At 71.8% G+C, this 18,033-nt stretch carries 17 protein-coding genes; 9 read left to right on the top strand and 8 right to left on the bottom strand.

What is annotated here, in order from left to right; all coding sequences use genetic code 11:
- Together ITX44_RS03490 and ITX44_RS42040 are read right to left on the bottom strand one after the other, a co-directional pair.
- Positions 1-1,032, bottom strand: coding sequence for a MoxR family ATPase (locus tag ITX44_RS03490; RefSeq protein ID WP_205355493.1), 1,032 nt, complete (start codon positions 1,030-1,032; stop codon positions 1-3).
- A gap of 82 nt (positions 1,033-1,114) precedes the next feature.
- Complete coding sequence (locus tag ITX44_RS42040; RefSeq protein ID WP_205355492.1) at positions 1,115-3,118, bottom strand: VMAP-C domain-containing protein; 2,004 nt, start codon at positions 3,116-3,118, stop codon at positions 1,115-1,117.
- A 232-nt stretch (positions 3,119-3,350) separates the two neighbouring features.
- On the opposite strand from ITX44_RS42040, the gene ITX44_RS03480 reads away from it, so the two are divergent.
- The 5 genes from ITX44_RS03480 to ITX44_RS03460 all read left to right on the top strand — a co-directional run bounded on the left by ITX44_RS03480 (position 3,351) and on the right by ITX44_RS03460 (position 7,683).
- Positions 3,351-3,572 (top strand): DUF6104 family protein, encoded by a 222-nt coding sequence (locus ITX44_RS03480; protein ID WP_205355491.1) that lies wholly within the window; start codon positions 3,351-3,353, stop codon positions 3,570-3,572.
- Positions 3,573-3,746: 174 nt separating this feature from the next.
- The gene (locus tag ITX44_RS03475; protein ID WP_205355846.1) at positions 3,747-4,649 is read left to right on the top strand and encodes a DUF4097 family beta strand repeat-containing protein; all 903 of its coding nucleotides are present in this window, start codon (positions 3,747-3,749) and stop codon (positions 4,647-4,649) included.
- 1 nt (position 4,650) lies between these two features.
- Complete coding sequence (locus ITX44_RS03470; protein WP_205355490.1) at positions 4,651-5,631, top strand: PadR family transcriptional regulator; 981 nt, start codon at positions 4,651-4,653, stop codon at positions 5,629-5,631.
- Positions 5,632-6,026: 395 nt separating this feature from the next.
- Positions 6,027-6,647, top strand: coding sequence for an RNA polymerase sigma factor (locus ITX44_RS03465; protein WP_307795073.1), 621 nt, complete (start codon positions 6,027-6,029; stop codon positions 6,645-6,647).
- Complete coding sequence (locus tag ITX44_RS03460; RefSeq protein WP_205355489.1) at positions 6,640-7,683, top strand: CU044_5270 family protein; 1,044 nt, start codon at positions 6,640-6,642, stop codon at positions 7,681-7,683. The genes ITX44_RS03465 and ITX44_RS03460 overlap by 8 nt, the downstream gene beginning before the upstream one ends.
- A 6-nt stretch (positions 7,684-7,689) precedes the next feature.
- Here the strand turns inward: ITX44_RS03460 and ITX44_RS03455 are convergent, their stop codons facing one another.
- Together ITX44_RS03455 and sodN are read right to left on the bottom strand one after the other, a co-directional pair.
- The gene (locus ITX44_RS03455) at positions 7,690-8,652 is read right to left on the bottom strand and encodes a zinc-binding dehydrogenase (RefSeq protein ID WP_205355488.1); all 963 of its coding nucleotides are present in this window, start codon (positions 8,650-8,652) and stop codon (positions 7,690-7,692) included.
- 115 nt (positions 8,653-8,767) lie between these two features.
- On the bottom strand, positions 8,768-9,163 hold the full coding sequence (gene sodN, locus ITX44_RS03450) for a superoxide dismutase, Ni (RefSeq protein ID WP_205355844.1): 396 nt from the start codon (positions 9,161-9,163) through the stop codon (positions 8,768-8,770).
- A 141-nt stretch (positions 9,164-9,304) separates the two neighbouring features.
- Between sodN and sodX the strand changes: the two genes are divergently transcribed.
- On the top strand, positions 9,305-9,730 hold the full coding sequence (sodX, locus tag ITX44_RS03445; RefSeq protein WP_205355487.1) for a nickel-type superoxide dismutase maturation protease: 426 nt from the start codon (positions 9,305-9,307) through the stop codon (positions 9,728-9,730).
- Here the strand turns inward: sodX and ITX44_RS03440 are convergent.
- From ITX44_RS03440 to ITX44_RS03425, 4 genes are all read right to left on the bottom strand, one after another.
- Entirely contained in the window at positions 9,634-10,260 is a 627-nt protein-coding gene (locus tag ITX44_RS03440) for a CGNR zinc finger domain-containing protein (RefSeq protein WP_205355486.1), read from the bottom strand. The genes sodX and ITX44_RS03440 overlap by 97 nt on opposite strands.
- Positions 10,261-10,478: 218 nt before the next feature.
- Positions 10,479-11,264: an amino acid ABC transporter ATP-binding protein gene (locus tag ITX44_RS03435; protein WP_307795072.1), complete on the bottom strand. Its 786-nt coding sequence runs from the start codon at positions 11,262-11,264 to the stop codon at positions 10,479-10,481.
- Positions 11,264-12,169 carry an amino acid ABC transporter permease gene (locus tag ITX44_RS03430; protein WP_372440835.1) on the bottom strand — a complete coding sequence of 302 codons (906 nt, stop codon included), beginning with the start codon at positions 12,167-12,169 and terminating at the stop codon, positions 11,264-11,266. The genes ITX44_RS03435 and ITX44_RS03430 overlap by 1 nt, the downstream gene beginning before the upstream one ends.
- Before the next feature lie 118 nt (positions 12,170-12,287).
- Positions 12,288-13,274: an ABC transporter substrate-binding protein gene (locus ITX44_RS03425; protein WP_205355484.1), complete on the bottom strand. Its 987-nt coding sequence runs from the start codon at positions 13,272-13,274 to the stop codon at positions 12,288-12,290.
- A 525-nt stretch (positions 13,275-13,799) separates the two neighbouring features.
- Between ITX44_RS03425 and ITX44_RS03420 the strand changes: the two genes are divergently transcribed.
- From ITX44_RS03420 to ITX44_RS03410, 3 genes are all read left to right on the top strand, one after another.
- Positions 13,800-15,002 carry an NAD(P)-dependent malic enzyme gene (locus ITX44_RS03420; RefSeq protein ID WP_205355483.1) on the top strand — a complete coding sequence of 401 codons (1,203 nt, stop codon included), beginning with the start codon at positions 13,800-13,802 and terminating at the stop codon, positions 15,000-15,002.
- A 241-nt stretch (positions 15,003-15,243) separates the two neighbouring features.
- Positions 15,244-15,798 carry a Uma2 family endonuclease gene (locus tag ITX44_RS03415; protein WP_236060003.1) on the top strand — a complete coding sequence of 185 codons (555 nt, stop codon included), beginning with the start codon at positions 15,244-15,246 and terminating at the stop codon, positions 15,796-15,798.
- Between the two features lie 157 nt (positions 15,799-15,955).
- The gene (locus ITX44_RS03410) at positions 15,956-17,995 is read left to right on the top strand and encodes an N-acetylmuramoyl-L-alanine amidase (RefSeq protein WP_205355481.1); all 2,040 of its coding nucleotides are present in this window, start codon (positions 15,956-15,958) and stop codon (positions 17,993-17,995) included.
- The last annotated feature ends 38 nt before the right edge of the window (positions 17,996-18,033 follow it).

The raw sequence follows: 18,033 nt of genomic DNA, 5'->3' as shown, positions 1-18,033 counted from the left end.
TCACCTTGGCCGGTCGAGCCGCTGGATGAGCATGTCGGCCAGCCGGGAGCGGGTGGGCGGGGCGGCGTGGTGGGTCAGGTAGATCGCGTTGAGCAGCTGGTCGGTGGCCAGCAGTTCGCTGCGCGAGCGTTCCAGGAACCGCTTGACCAGGTCGTCGCCGACGGTGGCGGCCTCGTCGCCGAGGTGGGCGCGCACCACCGTGGACAGCCGCTTGTGATCGGGGCGGCCCAGTTCCAGGTGGATGCAGCGGCGCAGCAGCGGCGGCGGGAAGTCCCGCTCCCCGTTGCTGGTGAGGACCACGAAGGGGAAGGCGCGGCAGCGGACGCGGCCGTCGTTGACCACGACCTTGGCGCCGTCGTCGGTGAGGACCTCGACGTGCGGCTCGCGTTCGGCCAGGCGTTCCAGTTCGGGGATGCCGAACTCGCCTTCCTCCATCACGTTGAGCAGGTCGTTGGGGAGGTCGATGTCGCTCTTGTCCAGCTCGTCGATGAGCAGCACGCGCGGCTTGGCGGTGGGCAGCAGCGCGGTGCCCAGCGGGCCGAGCCGGATGTAGCTGCCGATGCCGCCGGGCACCGGGGTGCCGGAGTTCGCGGCGATCTGGGTGTCCTGGAGCCGGGCGATGGCGTCGTAGCGGTACAGGCCGTCCTGGAGCATGCTGCGGCTGACGATCGGCCAGTGCAGCACGCGGCCCAGGCCCAGTTCGTACGCGACCGCGTGCGCGAGGGTGCTCTTGCCGGTGCCGGGACTGCCGGTGACCAGCAGCGGGCGGCGCAGGTAGAGCGCCGCGTTGACCATCTCCAGCTCCTCGGGGCTGGGGCGGTGCATCTCGGCCATGTGCCGGTAGGCGCCGAGCCGGCGGGCCGAGGAGCTGTCCGGGCCGGGGCCCCGCTCGACCAGCGGGGCGCCGTCGAAGTCCCGCCAGGGCGGGGGCTCGGGCAGGTCCTCGATGCCGGTGTGCGGCTCGCCGGTGCCGCGGTAGATCAGCCACTCGCCGGCCGGGTCGGTCCCGTTGGTCCCGTTGAGATCGGTCATCGCGCCGCCCCCTGGCGTCCCCGCGCAGCCGGCCTGCGTGCCCTGTCCCTCTGCCTGTCCCTCTGCCTGTCCATCGTGTCCTTCATGGAGTCTCCAGCAGTTCGTCGGTTCCGGGTAGGGGCCTGGTGGGGTCGTCGTAGAGCAGCATGAGGCCGGCCGACCAGTACGCCTCGGGGGCGCCGTCGGCCAGGTCGGAGCGCAGGGCGGCCAGCGCCGCGGGCAGGCCGCCGGCGGTACGGGCCCCGCGGACGGTGCGCTCGATCCCGCGGTGGTAGTCGGCGCACGGCTCCTGCGGCGGGACGGGTTCGCGGCGCCACAGCGCGACGGAGTGACCACCGGCCACCAGCCGGTGCAGCACCTGGGGCGCGGTGATCGCGCTGCGGCAGAGCACCGGCACGCACTCGTGGGTCAGCTCGCGCAGTTCGGGGTCCTCCGGCAGCGGGCCGCTCTCGGCCTCGTCGCAGTCCAGCACCTCGGGGGCGAGCCGGCGCTGGTGCTGGGCGCGCCAGCGGTCCTGGCGCTCGGCGGTGACGGCCGGGTCCTCGTCCGGCGGCAGGTCGGTGCGGCGGGTGACGACGGGCCGGTCGGCGCCCAGCACGCGGGCGCCGGGACGCAGCTGCCAGGTGTCGGCGGCCAGGCCCACCAGGGCGCCGGGGACGGCGAGTTGCAGGGTCGCGGTGTGGCCGGGCTCGTCGCAGCGGCGGAACGCCTCGGCGAGCGGTTCGGCCAGCCGCCCGGGCAGGTCGGTGATAGCGGTGCCGTGGAAGTCCTCGTCCACGCAGTCCACTTCGCCGTTGACCGGCACCACGCACACCCGCCAGTCGTAGCGGCCGGGCTCCCAGCCGCGCGGGATGATCTCCAGCAGTGCCTCGGTACGGGGCCGGTGGGCGGGCAGGCGCTCCAGGGTGACGGCGCCGCGCGAGCGCAGCCGGGTGCGGCGTTCCTCCATCAAGGTGGTGCGGAAGATCCGGGTCAGGTCCGGGGATTCGGCGGCGGTGTCCTGGGCCCAGCGCCACAGGGCGCGTTCGGCGGCCTCGTCGGCGGGGTGCGAGCGGTCGGCGGTGGCGGCGTGCACGGCGTAGCGCAGCACCGCCTCCAGTTCGGTCGAGCCGCGCCGCAGGTCGTAGAGCAGGCCGAGGCCGTCGCGCCAGGCGCGGGGGGCCAGCGGGATGCCCTGGACCGGGCTGCCGCGCACCTCGGTGACGATGTCCTGGACGCCGCGGGCACCGGCCGGCGGCGGGAGCTGGGCGAGCAGGCCCAGCAGGTGGGTGCGGCTGCCGGGGGTGAGCGCGCGGCCGGCCGAGGCACCGATCTCGGCGTGCGCGTCGGTCCAAGTGATCTCGTTGCCCGGGGCGAAGGAGTGGCGGTCGGCGTGGTGCAGGTCGTGGGCGGTCATCACCCGGTGGTAGAGATCGTCCTGCGGGTCCTTGGCCACCGGCAGCTTGCGTAATTGCTGGATGCCGACGGCCAGTCCGCCGTCCCGGGCGCTGCGGCGGGCCTTGAGCACGCCGATGACCTCGCCGCGCACCAGGTCCACCACCGGGCCGCCGGACACGCCGCGGGGCATCTCGTCCTCGTTGCCGAGCTTCAATATGCCGCCGCTGCCGGCGCCGAGCTGGCCGCTGATGGTGCAGCGGCCGTTGTACTCGTACAGCTCGCCGTCCATGTCGATCCAGCCGAAGAAGGCGACCTGGTTGGTGGTGTAGCCCTTGGCGGTGCGTTCGGTGAGCCAGACGCAGGGGTGCTCGACGTGGTCCAGCAGGCGGACCAGGGCCAGGTCGGGGGCGGGCCAGTGGCCGGGGTCGGCGCCGGGCGGCACATCGGGGTCGGCCCATTCCACGACGCCGCCGAGCAGTGCGTCGCCGTAGCCGATGGTCACCCTGCGGGCCGCCCCCACGGACTCCTCCTGACCGGCCAGCGCCACGTGGGCGCAGGTGAGCACCCAGCCCGGGGCGACGAAGAAACCGCTGCCGCGCAGAGGATTCCCCGGCTGCGGGCCATGGATGCGTACGGTGGCGGCGCCGACCAGGGGCACCAGGATCTCGGCGGGGTCGACCGGCTCGTCCGGTCCGCCCGCGGGAGTCACCGTGCGCCCCCCGGCGCCGGCCCTGCTCCGGTCGCGGCCATCGCGCCCTCATTCCCCCCGCTGCCAGGTCGTACCGGAAGGCTAACCGGCCGCCCCCGGCGGGCGCGACCGCCCCGGGGACCTGCCTATCCTTTCCGTGTACGTCCCGTCTCGTCCCGTCCCTGTTCGTGGACTGTTTCTGGGCTGTTCTTCCCCGTCCCCCGACCGTCCCATCCCTGTTCCGGAGCAGATCTTGTACTTCACCGACCGCGGCATCGAGGAACTGGCCGACCGGCGCGGCGAGGAGGAGGTCACCCTCGAGTGGCTCGCCGACCGCCTGCGGGAGTTCGTCGACCTCAATCCCGAGTTCGAGATCCCGGTGGAACGACTGGCCACCTGGCTGGCCAGGCTCGACGAGGCCGAGGACGACGACGAGGAGGCCGAGGGGTTCGGGAGCGGCTTCACCGAGGAGTGACCCAGAAGTGACACCGCCGCCGTACGACCGGCGCGGTGGCCCCTCCGGCCTGTTCGGTGGCCCCTCCGCTTGACTTCCGCAGTACGCGATATATCGTGTCTCTCAGGGAGACGCGATATGTTGCGTTGCCCGGTCACCGTCGCAGCCGGAGCCGGCCAGGAGGGCACGATGAGCATGTCGGAGCGGACCGTCGCGGAGCCGGAGACCTTCGTCTTCGACGAGCCGGTGGACACCCTGAACGTCCGGCTGGTCAACGGCGCGGTCAACGTGGTGGGCACCGACGGCGGCCCGGCCCGGCTGGAGGTCACCGAGGTCACCGGGCAGCCGCTGAAGATCCGGCTCAGCGGGTCCACCCTCACCGTCGGCTACGACGACCTGCCGTGGAAGGGCTTCCTGAAGTGGCTGGACCGCAAGGGCTGGCAGCGGCACGCGGTGGTCTCGCTCGCGGTGCCGCAGCACACGCAGGTGGAGGTGGGCGTGGTCGGCGCGGCCGCGGTGGTCTCCGGGATCTCCGGCCCGACCAGCGTCAAGGGCGTGAACGGCGACACCACCCTGGTGGCCCTGTCCGGCCCGGTGCAGGCGAACACGGTGGGCGGCAACGTCGAGGCCCAGTCGCTGTCGGGCGACCTGCGGTTCAGTACGGTCTCCGGTGACCTCACCGTGGTCGAGGGCAGCGGGTCGCAGGTCCGGGCGGACTCGGTGAGCGGGTCGATCGTGCTGGACCTGGACCCGGGCGCCGGCGCCGACGTGCACCTGACCACCGTCTCCGGCGACGTGGCCGTCCGCATCCCCGAGCCCGGCAACGCCGAGGTCGACGCGACCACCACCAGCGGCAAGGCGTCCTGCGCCTTCGCCGAGCTGGACGTGACCGGGCAGTGGGGGGCCCGGCGGATCAGCGGCCGGATCGGCAGCGGCGCGGCCCGGCTGAAGGCCACCACCGTCTCCGGCGCGATCGCGCTGCTGCGCCGCCCGCCGCTGGAGGACATGGACGGGGCGTGGGACGGGGACGGCCGCGGCGACGACGACGGCGGACCCGGCACCGAACCGTCGGCGCCCTCATTCCGTAAGGAGGTCTGAGATGGCCCCGGTCTTCGCGCACGGACGGCTGCGGCTGTACCTGCTGAAGCTGCTGGACGAGTCGCCGCGCCACGGGTACGAGGTGATCCGGCTGCTGGAGGAGCGCTTCCAGGGGCTGTACGCGCCCTCGGCCGGCACGGTCTACCCGCGGCTGGCCAAGCTGGAGAAGGAGGGCCTGGTCACCCACTCCACCGAGGGCGGCCGGAAGGTGTACGCGCTCACCGACGCGGGGCGGGCCGAACTGGCCTCGCGCGCCGAGGAGATGGCCGGCCTGGAGGCGGAGATCCGCGAGTCGGTCTCGGCGCTGGCCGCGGAGATCCGCGAGGACGTCCGGGGCGCGGCGGGCGACCTGCGCCGGGAGGTGCGGGCCGCGGCGCAGCAGACCCGGGACTCCGGCCGGCCCGGCCAGGAGTGGCGCGAGCAGGCCCAGCGGGCCAAGGAGGACAGCCGGCGCGCCAAGGAGGAGGCGCGTGACGCCCGCCAACAGGCCCGGGCGGCCCGCGAGGCGGTGGACAGCGCCCGCGACGAGGTGCAGCGCATCGCCCGCCAGGTCCAGGACCAGGTCCAGACCCACGCCCGCAACGGCGACTGGCAGACCGGGCTGCGCGAGGGTCTTGCCGAACTCACCCGGGAACTGGGCCAGTTCGGTATGCGCCCGGACACCCCGTCCACCTCCGGCGACGCATGGGGCCAGGCCACGGCCGAACAGCCCCCCAACGCCAAGGACACCTCGGACGCCGACCGGGAGCCGGACGACACCCCGCCCTCCACGAACCCCCTGCGCGACCTGGAACGCCTCCTCGACCGCTTCCGCGACGACATCCGCGACACCGCCCGCGACCGCGGCGTGACCGACACCCAACTCCGCCAGGTCCGCCGCCACCTGAAGGCAACGGCGGCCCACATCGCGGCGGCGCTGCACGGCGAAGGGGGCGGCGCGGGAGGTGAGGACGGCCCGGGTGGCGGGAGCGGCCGGGGGTAGCTCGGCCCGGCAACACCGGGAGGCCTGGGCACACGGCCGACGGCGTGGCGCTCCAGGGCAACGGCGACGCCACGAGGCGGCACGAACAGCCCCCGCGGGCAACTGGGGCAGCCCGGGGCGGGTCGTGCCCGCGCGCGCCGGCGTCCGCGCCCCGCGCACAGGTCCGGCGTGCTTCCCGTACCGCGCGGGCGCCGCGCACGGCACCGTGAACCGTGCCGGGGTCGTCCCCGAGCACGGGCCACCCGCCCTTCACGGGCCCGGGCACACGCCCGGCACACTCCGGTACCGTCCGCACGTCGCCGCAGGACACCGTGAACCCCCATCGGGACTTCGGGCAACAAGGGGTGGGCGCCGACGGGGCGCTCGGAGGATTCCCCCCGAGAAACGGAGTCCATGTGATCGTCCCCATCGGGCACCCACCGAGGGCGGCGCAAGGCGATGACGCCGAACTGATCGTCAGGTCGCTTGCGGAACCCGAGGCGTTCGCCGAGCTGTACGACCGGCATGCCGGCGGCCTGCACCGGTATGTGCTGCGCCGGCTCGGCGCGGGTCTGGCCGAGGACGTGGTCGGCGAGACCTTCCTGATCGCCTTTCAGCAGCGTCACCGGTACGACACCAGCCGGTCCGAGGCCAGGCCCTGGCTGTACGGCATCGCCGCGAACCTCATCAGCAGGCACCGCCGGTCCGAGCTGCGGGCCTACCGGGCGCTGGCGCGGACGGGCGTCGACCCGGTCGCCCAGTCCTGGTCCGACACGGTCGACACGCAGGTCGCCGCGGCAGCCTCGGGGGCCGCGCTGGCCGCCGCGCTGCGCGGCCTCAACGACCGCGACCGGCACGTGCTGCTGCTGATCGCCTGGGCCGACTTCTCGTACGAGGAGGTGGCGGCCGCCCTCGCGATCCCGCTCGGCACCGTCCGCTCCCGGCTGAACCGGGCCCGTACGAAGATGCGCGCCGCCCTGGGCGGCGTCAACCCCACCCTGACCGACGACGACGCGCAGGAGACCGACCGTGGCTGAGCCGACCGAACTGACCGCGCTGCGCGCACTGCGTGCCGACGCGCCCGCCGCGGACACCTCGCAACTGGCCGCCGGCCGCTGGCGGCTGATGGCCGCGGCGAGGGCCGAGACGGCACCGGCTCCGGACCGCTTCCCGCGTATCTGGTTCCCCCGCAGCCGGGCCCTGCGGCGCGGCCTCGTCGCAGGGGCGACCGCCGCCGCGGTCGCCGCGGGCGTCCTCACCTTCTTGCCGCGCGGGGCCGGACCCGGCGGGGCGGCCGACGGCGGCCCCGGCACGCAGACCGTCCAGACGGTCCTGGCCGCCGCGGCGCGCACGGCGCAGGCCACCCGGCAGCCGGTGCCGGGCCCGCGGCAATGGTTGTACGAGAGCGACGTCGTCTGTCAGCCCACTTGTACGACCGAGACGCGGTGGTTCCGCGGCGACGGAAAGTACTTCGCGCACCAGGACGGCACCAACGGCAAGGTCTTCGTCGACGCCGTCATGCTCTCGCGGGAGGGGCGGCCCGTCGACTTCACCAGCGATCTCCGCACGACGTACCGGAAGCTGTCCGCGCTGCCCACCGAGCCGCACGCGCTGCTGAAAGAGCTTCAGACCGATCCGTTCTTCGCCAACCGGATCCCGATGGGCGAGTTGAAGCGCGGCAAGGACGGCAAGGTGATCAAAATCGGTATCGTTACCCCCCCGACTCCCCCGGCCCGCACCATCCTGATCCTCCTGGAGACGGTCCCGGCCATCCCGCCGCACGTCAGCGCCGCCCTCTACCGCGCGCTGGCCCTGGTCCCGGGGGCCCGGCTGTCCGGCGGTCCGGTGAAGGACGCGCTGGGCCGACCGGGAGTGGGCATCTCGTTCCTGCTGGGGCCCCAGGTCAGCGAACTCCTGATCCTGGACCCGAAGACGTACGCCTATCTCGGATCGCGTACGCAGTACGCGCTCGTCCCGCGCGCCAACGTGACGTACACGCGCAAGGCGACCGGCATCGTCGACCGCCCGGGCCAGTTGCCCGGCCGCTCGCCCGCGCCGTCGCCCGCACGCTGAAGAAACCTAGACGGTGAAGACGACCTTGCCGAACTGCGAGCCCTTCTCCATCACTTCGAAGCCCTCCCGGGCCCGGTCCAGCGGCAGCACCGTGTCGATCACCGGCCGCACCCCGGTCAGGGCGCAGAAGGACAGCAGGTCGGCGAGCTCGTCCTTGGAGCCGAGGGTCGAGCCGACCACCTTGAGCTCCAGGAAGAAGATCCGGTTGAGTTCGGCCGCCTTGGGGCTGTAGCCGCTGGTGGCACCGCAGATCACCACGGTGCCGCCGGGGCGCAGCGACTTCACCGAGTGCGACCAGGTGGCCGCGCCCACGGTCTCGATCACCGCGTCCACCCGCTCGGGCAGCCGCTCGCCGGGCTCGAGGACGGCGTGCGCGCCCAGGGCCAGCGCCCGCTCCCGCTTGCTCGCGTCGCGGCTGGTGGCGTAGACCTTCAGGCCGCCGGCCTTGCCGAGCACGATCGCCGCGGTGGCCACCCCGCCGCCGGCGCCCTGCACCAGCACCGAGTCGCCCGGCCGTACCCCGGCGTTGGTGAACAGCATCCGGTAGGCGGTCAGCCAGGCGGTGGGCAGGCAGGCCGCTTCCTCGAAGGACAGCTCCTTGGGCTTGGGCAGCACGTTCCAGGTCGGCACGGTGACCTGCTCGGCGAAGGTGCCCTGGTAGCGCTCGGTGAGGATGGACCGCCGCTCGCGCGGGCCCACCCCGTGCCCGCTCTGCCCGATCACCGTGTGGACGACGACCTCGTTGCCGTCCTCGTCCAGGCCGGCGGCGTCGCAGCCGAGGATCATCGGCAGGCTCTCCTCGCCCAGCCCCACCCCGCGCAGCGTCCACAGGTCGTGGTGGTTGAGGGAGGCCGCCTTGACGGTGACCGTGGTCCAGTTCTGGCGCCGTTCCGGCGCGGGCCGCTCCCCCAGCTCAAGTCCGCTCAGCGGGTGCTCGGCATCGAAACGCGCGGCGTATACGGAAAACATGGCCGAACCCTATGGGCCGTACGGGTGGGGACGGAACCGCCCCGCGGTGTGAGTCACACCGCGGGGCGGGCGGAACGGTGAAGCGTGCGGCCGGGGCGACCGGAGCAGGGCCGGGTCAGGCCTGCTTGGTCTCCCAGAAGATCTTGTCGATCTCGGCGATCAGCTCCAGCGCCTTCTGGCCGGTGGCCGGGTCGTTGCTGGCCTTGGCCGCGCTGAGCGCCTTGAGGGTGTCGTTGACGAGCTGGTGGAGCTGCGGGTACTTCTCGAAGTGCGGCGGCTTGAAGTAGTCGCTCCACAGCACCGAGACGTGGTGCTTGGCGAGCTCCGCGCGCTGCTCCTTGATGACGATGGCCCGGGTGCGGAAGTCCGCGTCCTCGTTGGCCTGGTACTTCTCCTGCACGGCCTTGACCGACTCCGCCTCGATGCGGGCCTGGGCCGGGTCGTAGACGCCGCAGGGCAGGTCGCAGTGGGCGCTTACCTTAACCCTGGGCGAGAACAGGCGAGTGAACATCAGCCGTCCTTCCTCGTGATCGTCTTCCAGGTGGGACATTACTCCCTGGACGAGTCGTTTTCTCGGGTGCCCCAGGTGGCTTAGGGCAAAAGTCTGGTGTCACCCTGGGGCTGGCGGACGAGCGAACCAGGAGGCGCAAGGATGCGTGAGCAGGGGGCCCGGTTTTCGTGGCAGGTCGTGGAAGTCACCGGTCCGTCAATGGCACCCACGCTGCTGCACGGGGACTGGCTGCTGATCCAGCGGATCAGCAGCGGCGCCGAGCAGGTGCGGGAGGGGGACGTCGTGGTGATGCGCCATCCGCTCCAGCAGGACCTGCTGATCGTCAAACGGGCGGTGGAGCGCCGCGACGGGGGGTGGTGGGTGCTCGGTGACAACGCGTTCGTGGAGAACGACAGCCGGGACTTCGGCACCGTCCCCGACGAGCTGGTGCTGGCCAGAGCCCGGGCGCGGTTCCGGCCCCCGGGCGAGCTTCAGCGCTCCGTGGCCGGGGCGGCCTCCTGGGTGACCTCGTGCGTACGGCCGTTGCGCCCGGACCGCTCGCTCTCCAGGCGTTTGCGGGCCCGGTAGGCGGCGACATTCGCCCGGGTGGCGCACCGGTCGGAGCAGTAGCGGCGCGACCGGTTGGTCGAGGTGTCCACGTAGGCGTTGCGGCACGGGGTGGCCTGGCAGATGCCGAGCCGGTCCACCCCGAGCGAGGTGAGCTGGACGGCCAGGCCCATGCAGGCGGTGGCCGACCAGCCGGCGGTGGCGCTGGCGGCCTGCTCGGCCAGGTGCAGGTGCCAGGCGGGGCGGCCGCCGTCGCCCGGGTCGTGGCCGGAGACCTGCGGGCTGACCGGGAACTCCAGCAGCAGGGCGTTGAGCAGGCTCACCGCCCGGGTCTCGTCGCCCTCGTCCGCGGCCTCGAAGACGCCGCGCAGCCGGGTGCGCACCGCGCGCAGCCGGGGCACGTCCGCCTCCACCGCGCGGGCCGCGGCGTGCGCGCCGGGCCCGAACAGCTCCCGTACGGCGTCGACGCCGGTCAGCGCGTCGGTGCCGCGATCGGGTTCCTCGCTGTTCACCAGGCGCACGGCGTAGTCCGCGTAATAAGCCAGTTCCACTTGTGGTCCTCACTCGGTGCACTGGGTGCGGTCCGGAGCCCGCCCGGCCCGGGAAAGCGGCGGGCGTAACAGACGGACTCGCATTCAGGGTATTACACAGTGGTACGGAGCGGGGGCCGGCCGACGGCAGGTGTCGTACGGCCGAGGGCACGGGGTGCGGGCCCGTGCCCTTCGTGCGGGTCACGCCGTGGTGCAGGTCATGCGGGTGGTGCGGGTCGTCACAGCACCTTGGACAGGAAGGCCTTGGTGCGGTCGTGCCGCGGGTTGGTCAGGACGTCCCGGGGGTGGCCGGACTCGACGACCACACCGTCGTCCATGAAGACCAGCGCGTCGCCGACCTCGCGGGCGAAGCCCATCTCGTGGGTGACCACGACCATGGTCATGCCGTCCTCGGCCAGGCCCCGCATGACGTCGAGCACGTCGCCGACGAGTTCGGGGTCGAGGGCCGAGGTGGGCTCGTCGAAGAGCATCAGCTTGGGCTCCATGGCCAGTGCCCGGGCGATGGCCACCCGCTGCTGCTGGCCGCCGGAGAGCTGGGCGGGGTAGTGCTCCGCCTTGTCCGCCAGGCCCACCCGGTCCAGCAGCTTGGCGGCCCGCTCCCGGGCCACCGCCTTGCTCTCCCGCTTGACCTGGACCGGCGCCTCCATGACGTTCTCCAGCGCCGTCATGTGCGGGAACAGGTTGAACCGCTGGAAGACCATCCCGATGTCCCGCCGCTTGGCGGCGACCTCACGGTCCTTCAGCTCGTACAGCCGGTCCCCGCGCTGCCGGTAGCCGACCAGTTCGCCGTCCACCCACAGCCGCCCGGAGTTGATCTTCTCCAGGTGGTTGATGCAGCGCAGGAAGGTGGACTTGCCCGAGCCGGACGGGCCGATCAGGCAGAACACCTCGCGCGGGGCCACCTCCAGGTCGATGCCCTTGAGGATGTGCGCGAGCCCGAACGACTTGTGGACGGCCTCGGCCTTCACCATCGGCTGCGCGCTCTTCGCGTTCGTCGCGCTCATCAGGCCACCTTCGGTCGGCGCACGGTGGTCAGGTTCGCCCGGACCTTCTGCCACGGGGTGGGCGGCAGCGACCGCTGCGAGCCGCGGGCGTAGTAGCGCTCCATGTAGTACTGGCCGACGCTGAACACGCTGGTGATCGCGAGGTACCAGATGCAGGCGACGAAGTACATCTCCATGATGGCCGTCGTGTCGCTGCCGATGTTCGACGCGGCGCGCAGCAGTTCGGTGTACTGCACCACCGACACCAGCGAGGAGGTCTTCAGCATGTTGATGAACTCATTGCCGGTCGGCGGGACGATCAGCCGCATGGCCTGCGGCATCACGATCCGGCGCATGGTCCGCGAGCCCGTCATGCCCAGCGCGTGCGCCGCCTCGGTCTGGCCGAGGTCGACCGACTGGATGCCGGCCCGGACGATCTCCGCCATGTACGCGCCCTCGTTGAGGCCGAGGCCCAGCAGGGCGGCCACGAAGGGGGTCATGATCGCGACGGTGTTGTTCTTGTACAGCGGCATCAGGTTGATCACGGGGAAGATCAACGAGAGGTTGAACCACATCAGCAGCTGCACGTACACCGGGGTGCCGCGGAAGAACCAGATGTAGAGCCAGGCCACCGAGCTGGTCACCGGGTTGTTCGACAGCCGCATGACGGCCAGCACGAGGCCCAGCACCACGCCCATCAGCATGGCGCACACCGAGATGAGAATGGTGTGCCAGGCGCCCTGCACGATGGTCTTGTCGAACAGCTTGTCGCCGACCGTGCCCCAGATGATGTCGCCCTGGGAGAAGCCGTAGGCCAGCGCGGCCAGCAGCGCCACCACGATCACCGCGCTGATCCAGCGGCCGTAGTGGCGTACCGGAATGGCGCGGATGGGTTCGTACGGGGCGGCGGCCGGCGCCGCGGCCACCGCGGGGGCGGCCGAGGTCGGCGCAGTGTCCGCAGTCGCCGGGGTCGCCGGGACTTCCGCTTCCGGGGAGCCGGTCGCGGGAGTGTCGACCGGCTCCTTCTCGAAGTTCTCCGTCACGTCACGAGCCGCCGTTGATCTTGACCGTGGTGAGGGCGCCGACGTTCGCGTTCCACTTCTGGAGCACCTGGGCGTAGCTGCCGTCCGCGATGATCGCCTGCATGGCCTGCTGGAGGGCGTCGCGGAGCTGGCTGTTGCTCTTGTCCACGGCGATGCCGAACGGGCCGGCGTCGGCCGGGGAGCCGGCCACCTCGAAGGCGCCGCCGGACTTCTGGGCGATGTAGGCGGCCACCGGCGTGTCGTTGAGGTCGGCGACCGCGCCGCCGGCCTTGACCCGGGTCTGCGCCTCGGTGTCGGTGTCGAAGGACTCGATGGTCAGGCCCTTGCTGCCGCAGGCAGTTTTCTGCTGCTTGAACGCGTCCTCGTAGATCGTGCCTCGCTGCACCGCCACGGTCTGCCCGCACAGGTCGGCCAGCGTCTTGACGCCCTTGGGGTTGCCCTTCTTGACCAGCAGGGAGGAACCGGACATGTAGTAGTCGACGAAGTCGACGCCCTTGCCGACCTTCTTGCCCTTGTCGTCCAGGCCCTGCTGGCGGGCCTTGGTGTCGCTCATGGCCGACATCACGATGTCCTCGCGGCCGGTGTAGAGCGAGGTGATCAGGCCGTCGAACTGTCCATTGGTGAACTCGAACTTCACGCCGAGCTGCTTGGACAGAGCGTCACCGAGGTCCGGGTCGATGCCGACGATCTTGCCGTTCTCGGTCTGCTCCATCGGGGCGTACGAGGCGTCGGTGCCGACCTTGATCACGCCGGCGTCCTGGTACTTCTTGGGCAGCTTGGCGAACAGCGGAGCGGCGCCCGCGCTGTTGCCGGTACCGGCAGTGCTGCCGGACGACGCGGTGGCCGAGGAGGAGGAACCGCTGCTCGAAGAGTCCTTCTTGGTCTGATCGCCGCACCCGGTGAGCACCAGGGTGCCGGCGACCGCGACGGCGGCGACCGCGGTGAGACGGGTCAGGGCGGTCGAGCGCCTGGTCGTACAAGCGGGCATCGCTGCTTCCTCCTGCGAGGTCAGGGTCCTTCTGCGGGGGCCTGCGCACACGCCTTCGAGTGCCGCCACCGTGAGTGATCTGTGCATCTTGCCATCCGGACAGGCCCGGTCAGGGTCGCCGTTGTGTCAAAATCGGATAACGGGCGATCCCCGGGCGCTCACCGGACCGGCAGACCACGACCGGGTCACGGTGAGGACGCGCCCTGTGAACCACATTCGGCAGTGGAAACCCGGAAACGGCTCGCAATCGGCTTTCCGGCAGTACAAGCCCTCGTCCCTCATCAGGGACCCCGGGGCGCGCTGGTGCGGCGTGCCCCGGCGTCGGCTGTCGCCGTATCCACCATCACCGGCCGGCAGCGCGGCGCCGAACTCCCACTCCTCCCGTCCCGGGGTGGAGTGTTCCCTCAATTCCCGCGAAGGGGTCTTCACGTGGCAACGGAGATCGTGCAATCCTCACAGCCCGCGCACACCGTACAGTCCGCGCAAGCGGAACAGCCCACGCAAAGCGCGCAGTCAACGGATTCCATGAATTCCACCCGGACCGGACATACCGAGCAGGACACCACCACGCGCGATACCGGCTCGCCCGTGTTCGCGCTGCACCGCGGCGGCAAGCTGGCGGTGGCCGCGACCGTGCCGCTGCGCGACGCGGCGGACCTGTCCCTGGCGTACACCCCCGGCGTGGCCGAGGTGTGCACCGCGATCGCCGAACAGCCGGAGCTGGTCGACGAGTACACCTGGAAGTCCAAGGTGGTCGCGGTGGTCACCGACGGCACGGCCGTGCTGGGCCTGGGCGACATCGGCCCGCGCGCGTCGCTGCCGGTGATGGAGGGCAAGGCGATCCTCTTCAAGCAGTTCGGCGGGGTGGACGCGGTGCCGATCGCGCTCGACTGCACGGACGTGGACGAGATCGTGGAGACGGTGGTGCGGCTCGCGCCGTCCTTCGGCGGGATCAATCTGGAGGACATCTCGGCGCCGCGCTGCTTCGAGATCGAGGACCGGCTCAAGGAGCGGCTGGACATCCCGGTCTTCCACGACGACCAGCACGGCACCGCGGTGGTCACGCTGGCGGCGCTGCGCAACGCGTGCGCGCTGACCGGGCGGTCGCTGGGCGAGCTGCGGGCGGTGATCTCCGGGGCGGGCGCGGCCGGGGTCGCCATCGCGCGGATCCTGGTCGAGGCGGGCATCGGGGACGTGGCGGTCACCGACCGCAAGGGCGTCGTGCACGCCGAGCGGGAGGACCTCAACCCGGTCAAGCGGATGCTGGCCGGCTACACCAACAAGGCGGGCCTTTCCGGCTCGCTGGAGACGGCGATGGCCGGCGCGGACGTCTTCATCGGGGTCAGCGGCGGCACCGTGCCGGAGGCGGCGGTGGCCACCATGGCGCCGGGCGCGTTCGTCTTCGCGATGGCCAACCCGAACCCGGAGATCCACCCCGACATCGCCCGCAAGTACGCGGCGGTCGTCGCCACCGGCCGCTCCGACTTCCCCAACCAGATCAACAACGTGCTGGCCTTCCCCGGCATCTTCGCCGGCGCCCTCCAGGTGCGGGCCAGTGCCATCACCGAGGGCATGAAACTGGCCGCCGCCGAGGCCCTGGCCGCGGTGGTCGCCGGCGAACTGTCCGCCGACCGCGTCATCCCCTCCCCCTTCGACCCCCGGGTCGGCCCCGCGGTGACCGCCGCGGTCGCCGCCGCCGCCCGCGCCGAGGGCGTGGCCCGCGCCTGACCCCCCATGTGATCCACCTCACACCCTGAAAGTGTCACACTCGGCCCCCGCGCGGCCTCATACCCATACCGGCCGCGCGCCGGCCCGAGTCGCCCCCGTCCGCCAGGTCCCCCGTACCGGCGGACGGGGGCTTTTTGCTGTTTTCCCGAACGAGTGATCTCGGCCCGAGAAGTCGCCCATGTGTACGCCCGGTGAGGTAGACCGGAACCATCGGACCAGGGCATCACCCAGGGAGGATCCGTTGAGCGCTGAGCCGCATTACTACGCGGCCGAGGACCCGGAAACGGCATTGAAGTACGCGATTCAGCACGTCCGGGGGGACCGGGTGCAGATCATCGAGGGAGTGATCGAACCGGTGTCGCCCACATGGGACCACGAGGCCGCAGCCGACTCCGTACGGGAACAGATCGGCCCTGCGGTCAGGCGGCTCGGTTGCATGGCCGGCTCGGGCAATCTCGATCTGCCGGGAAGCTCCAACTGGTACGTGCCGGACCTTGCCGTGGTCCCTCGCGAGCTCGCCAAAGGCGCAGCCGCCCTTGCTCCCGACCAGACCCTCCTCGTCGTGGAGGTCACCTCGGAGTCCAACGGCGACACCAACCGCGTCACCAAGCGCCGGCGGTACGCGGAGTACGGCGCCCCGCTCCACCTGCTGATCGACCGCCGGTCCCGCACGAGCACCCTCTTCTCGCACCCTGGCCCGCTCGGCTACACCACCGCGGAAGGCCCCCATCCGTTCGGGACGCCGATCCGGCTGCCGGCGCCGTTCGACATGGAGCTGGACACCGCGCAGTTCTGAGGCGAGGCAAAGGGCAAGAGGGGGTGACGGGCAAAAAGTTTCACCAATTGGGGTGGAGAGGTTGCTTGTTGCCAGGCGGGGTCGTCAGGCTGCGGCCAGCAGATCCGCACGCTCGTACGCACCAATCGTGGTCCCCGTCTTGCGAGGAGCAGCCTGGATGCACAGCCCCCTCAGCCCACACACTCCGGAGCCGCGGCTCGGACGGCCGCGGCGGCGCGCGGTGACGCTGGCCGCCGCGCTGTCGTTGCTGGCCGGTCTGTCGGTCACCGCGGTCACGTCGACCGCCGCGCACGCGGTGGATCCGCAAGGCCGGCGGCAGGCCGAATTCGCCGCGGCGGCACAGGAGTTCGGCGTACCCCTGCCCGTGCTGGAAGCGGTGTCGTACTACGAGACCCGGTGGGAGGCGCACGCCGGGCAGGAGAACGCCGAGGCGGGCTACGGCCCGATGAACCTCACCGACCTGACGACCAAGGAACTGGACGCGGACGGCCTGTCCACGCTTTCGCCGCGCTACGCCGACCTGCTGAAGGCGCCCGCCGAGCACACCGCGCCGGCCGCCGCCGCGCTGCTGGGCACCGACGCCGCCACCGTGCAGAGCGACGAGGCGCAGAACATCCGCGGCGGCGCCGCCCTGCTGGCGCAGTACGCCCGCGGCTACGGGCGGGGCGAACTGCCGCGTACGGTCGACGGCTGGTACGCCGCCGCGGCCCGCTACAGCCAGGCCACCGAGGACAAGGTCGCGCAGACCTTCGCCGACGGCGTGTGGGACACGATGCGCAGCGGCCAGACGCGTACCACCCAGGACGGCCAGCAGATCACCCTCGCCCCGGTGCCCGGCCTGCACCCGAACCGCGAGGACGTGACCAAGCTCGGCCTGAAGGACGTCACCCCGCCCAAGAGCGACCAGAAGCCGGAGTGCCCGCCCTCCCTCGACTGCGACGTCATCCCCGGGGCGTACACCCTGCTCGACCCGAACAACCTGACCGACTACGGCAGCCACGACCTGGCCGACCGCCCGCACGACCTGCAGATCCGTTACATCACCCTGCACACCACCGACGAGACGTACGACGGCACGCTGGACCTGTTCCGCGACCCGACCTACGCCGCCGGCGCCCACTACGTCGTGCGCTCCTCCGACGGCCACGTCACCCAGATGATCCCCACCAAGGACATCGCCTGGGACAGCGGCAACCGCTCCTTCTACCAGCACTCCATCGGCATCGAGCAGGAAGCCTGGGCCACCCACGGCGCCGCCTGGTTCAGCGAGGACCTCTACCGCTCGACCGCGTCGCTGGTGAAGTACCTCGCCGCCAAGTACGACATCCCGCTGGACCGCGCCCACATCCTCGGCCACGACAACGTGCCGGGCACCACCGAGAGCGGCGTCGCCACCCAGCACTGGGACCCGGGCCCGGGCTGGGACTGGGAGCACTTCTTCGACCTGCTCGGCGCCCCGATCCACCCCACCGCCGCGCCCGGCAGCCCGGTCGTGGCCATCAAGCCGGGCTTCGCGCACAACCCGCAGACCACCACGTACTGCGACGACGTGCAGGGCTACAAGCAGTTCCCCGGCCCCTACCGCAGCTTCGACTGCCCGGTGACCTCCACGGACGCCCCGAGCAGCTTCGTCCCGCTGTACACCGCGCCCAGCACCACCGCCGCGCTGCTGTCCGACCCCTACCTGCACAAGGACGGCTCACCCGGCACCGACGCCATGAACGACTGGGGCGACAAGGCGCCCACCGGCGAGCAGTACGTCGTCGCCGACCGCCGGCCCGGCTGGACCGCCATCTGGTTCGGCGGCCAGGAGGCCTGGTTCCAGGACTCCGCCGCCCACCCGGCCACCGTCCCCCAGCAGGCCCTGCGGATCGTCCCCAAGCCCGGCCGCACCTCGATCCCGGTCTACACCACCGCCTACCCCGAGGCCTCCGTCTACCCGCCCGACTTCGTCGCCTTCGAAGGCGGCACCCCGCCCCGCCCCCAGACCGCCCGCGCCAAATACACCATCCCCGCCGGCCAGTCCTACGTCGCCGCCGGCCCCGCGGTGAACACCGACTCCTACTACGCCATCAACTACGACGGCTCCGCCCCCTACGACCAGCACGACTTCGTCGGCCAGACCAAGGTCTACGAAATCGTCTACAACCACCGCATGGCCTTCGTGAACGCGGCCGACGTGGACCTGGTGAAGTAGGGCGGGCCGGGAGCGCCCCGCAGGGGCGCGGGGAACTG

Origin of the sequence: Actinacidiphila acididurans, from assembly GCF_016918855.1 — a bacterium.
Classification (GTDB): Bacteria; Actinomycetota; Actinomycetes; order Streptomycetales; family Streptomycetaceae; genus Actinacidiphila; species Actinacidiphila acididurans.
This window is presented reverse-complemented; position numbering and strand designations above follow the sequence as displayed.